Below are 3,195 nucleotides of genomic sequence, written 5' to 3'. Positions count from 1 at the left end.
TGTCTTTTCAATCAACTTTTATGTAGAAATTTTTCATAATATAAATATCAAATTATTCTTGTATGTATGTTCCATCAGAGTAATTTATTTTATATCCTTTTTCTGTATTAGAAACCCACACATTTACATTAATTGTATTACCATCGTCATTTACAGAATATGCTCTTACATGACTACCTCTTGGTACAAGCTCTTTCCCTTTGTAAACAGGCGTAACTTGGTAAAACACTTTTGTTTTAGGGTTATTATATATTGCATTTCTAACTTGGACTTCTGCATAACCCATACCGCCACCGTTTGGATCCTTATTACTTCCTACGTTTTGGCTTCTTGTACCTAAAGTTAAATTATGTGTTTCCATGTCTCCACCCAATGACCAAGCTAAAGAATGGGATTTATTATAAATATAACCTCTATAACCAGATAACTGTAATATCTTATTATTAGATTCTGTTCCTTCCCACGTTTGCTTCTCTCTGTTAAAGTTTCCATCTTTATATTCACCAGATACATGAACATTATATGCAAAAGATGGACGTTCTTGGACTTTAGAAGAATGTTGATAGACGCTATCAGAGGTAACTAATGCTGTTACTTCTCCAGCTCTGCCATATTTATCTAGTTCAGGATAATCTGCCCAAAATTCACTATCACCTTTAGTTTCAATTAGCTTCTTATCCTCTTCAGTTAAACTTGTTTTATTATCATTTATGAACTTATAATTCTCTGAATTGGTTTCTTCACCAATTAAATTTTTATCATCGTCTGTATTTTCTATTGAACCTGTTGTATATCCTGTTACTGCACTTTTAACATCGAATTTTCCATCAAATTCATCGTTTATATAAACAAAAGCACCGATGATAAGTACTACAACAGTTACAATACTACTAAGTATTTTCTTCATTTAATACCTCACAATCTATTTCTTATTCTGTAATGGATAAAACTTATGAAAAATTAGATATATTATAATAGGGGAGGAACCGAAGAAAAGCACATTCATATATCCATCGACTAGCATTTTCAAAATACCCTCACGCATCGTAAAAATATACACACTTATATGCTTATATAAATATATATAACAAAATGCTATCATCAAGCTTATTATCGTCTGTATCAAAAGATTTCCCCATTCAATCATCCATTGCTTTTTCATATTTTGAACTCCCAATCATTTTATTTTCCAGTTTTAATGAAAAGGTCTATATATTTGTATAATTGTTCAATACTAGTTTCTTGAGAAGTTTGTCCTTCCTTTTCTCCCAAATTAGTAACATCAGATTCTTTGCTAATACCTAGTGATTTTAAAATATCACGTAACTTAATAGCTAAGTCTGAGTTAATTTCTAAAAGTCTCTCATATTTTTCTTCCACATTTTCAATGTTCTCTATTTTTTTCAAACTTGTTACGTATTGTTCATACGTATAGTCTTTTGCTTTTTGTTCTTCTAAATATAATTGATAATCATAAAGTTTCTTCAAATTATAATATCTCATCGTTTCATAATCTTGCTTTCCAAGTCTGAGACGTTTAATAATACTATCTGCAACGCCTGTCTGTCTGCTAATTTCAGCAGCACTAATATTTGTTTCCATTAGTTTTCTTACTGTATCTAACATTTATATCGTCTCCTTAAAGTAATTATTATATATAATAATATCGTGCATTGATGCACGTTGTCAATAAAGTTCGCTTTTGCGAACTCATCTAAATCTTTAAAACTTCTAATTTAAGCCTTGTGACCAGCAATAAGTTTTTCATTATTTTTTAATAGACTAGAATCTGTTAGACTAATAGCTCTTTTAACTATATGATTACCATACTTAAATTTAACCTTATCCATAGCTTTTTCTATCATTTCTTCTTTCACTTCTTTATCATTTTTAAAAAGCTCTAATTGTTGTATATTACTATCTTTAAAATTGGTGAAGTTCACTGATATAGTTCTAAACAACTCAGTATGGTCACTTTCATTTAAAACATACTGCCATAGTTTTTCTATTATTACATTACTCGATTGATATCCATTTTTATTAGTAAATTGCTTTCTCAAACCGCCACCAACTGAATATCCTATTTGTATAGAAATTGTAGTAGGATACTTATCAATCATTCTTGTTCTATAAAAAACTTCATCCACATGCTCTCTTAATAGTATCTTACTTTTGCCCAAGCCTTTATTTTGGGTTTTATAAGGTCTGCTTATCACGCTTTCGTCTATACCATTCGCATGTAAATGTAAGTCTATGCCTACAATACCAAAGTCTCTTTTTAAATATTGATAAGGATAATTCGCCAAATCTTCAATACTAAATATACCTCTCTTGTTTAACTTTTTTGCTGTTTTGACATTTATTCCCCAAAACTTTGTTAAATCTTTAATTTTCCATAACTTACTTGGTACATCTTCATATCTCCATTCTGCTATACCATTTTTAGTATGTTTAGACTCTATATCCATAGATACCTTCGCTAGTAACATGTTAGAACCGATACCTATTGTACTTTTTATATTAGTTTGATTATATATATCTTCTTGAATCATAGAAGCCAATTGATAGGGGGACTCGGCAAATAAATGATATGAGTGAGTTATATCACAAAAACATTCGTCAATACTATACTGCCAAAAGTCTTCAGGCGATATATACTTTAAAATGATATGAGATATTTTCACAGAAACATTCATGTATGTTCTCATTTTAGGGTTTGTAATATAAATATCTGATCTGTTAGGTATTTCATATAACCGAGACCCTGTTTTTATACCTAATTTTTTTAGGGGAGGCGTTGCTGCTAAAACGACTGAACCTTGCCTTTTTGTATTACCTACAACTGCAAGCTTTGTACTCATAGGGTCTAAATTGTTCAAAAGACAAGAGACACTTGCATAAAAACTTTTTAAATCAATACATAATATATCTCTATCTTCACATTGATAATAATCATACATAGTAATCACCTCATCAACATTATAGAACATATGTTCGCATTTTTAAATCAAAATATAAAAAAACCTCCTTGTTTTACACAAGAAGGCGAAGCGGCTATATAGTTATTCTTTACCTTATATAAAAATTTCTTATCAATGATTCATCAAAAGCTTTTACTTGTCTACCTGTACTACGATGGCCAAAATTTATATAAGTTTTAAGTTCATTATTTCTTTCTACATTCACTACTATTAA

3 protein-coding genes are annotated in these 3,195 nt (G+C 29.6%); all 3 read right to left on the bottom strand.

The genetic code is table 11. The annotated features are described in order from the left end of the window. Positions 1 to 52: 52 nt before the first annotated feature. Positions 53 to 907 (bottom strand): DNA/RNA non-specific endonuclease, encoded by an 855-nt coding sequence (locus tag ACF91D_RS29675; RefSeq protein ID WP_392438303.1) that lies wholly within the window; start codon positions 905 to 907, stop codon positions 53 to 55. A gap of 275 nt (positions 908 to 1,182) precedes the next feature. Continuing rightward, positions 1,183 to 1,626 carry a hypothetical protein gene (locus ACF91D_RS29670; protein WP_392438301.1) on the bottom strand — a complete coding sequence of 148 codons (444 nt, stop codon included), beginning with the start codon at positions 1,624 to 1,626 and terminating at the stop codon, positions 1,183 to 1,185. Positions 1,627 to 1,736: 110 nt separating this feature from the next. After that, a complete protein-coding gene (locus tag ACF91D_RS29665) occupies positions 1,737 to 2,960 on the bottom strand; it encodes a Y-family DNA polymerase (protein ID WP_392438299.1) in 1,224 nt (407 codons plus the stop codon). Positions 2,961 to 3,195 lie beyond the last annotated feature (235 nt).

The organism is Staphylococcus sp. 231237_7MaSpsaltlick (assembly GCF_043107035.1).
Note: the sequence above shows the minus strand (reverse complement) of the source record. Positions and strands in the feature narration are given on the sequence as shown.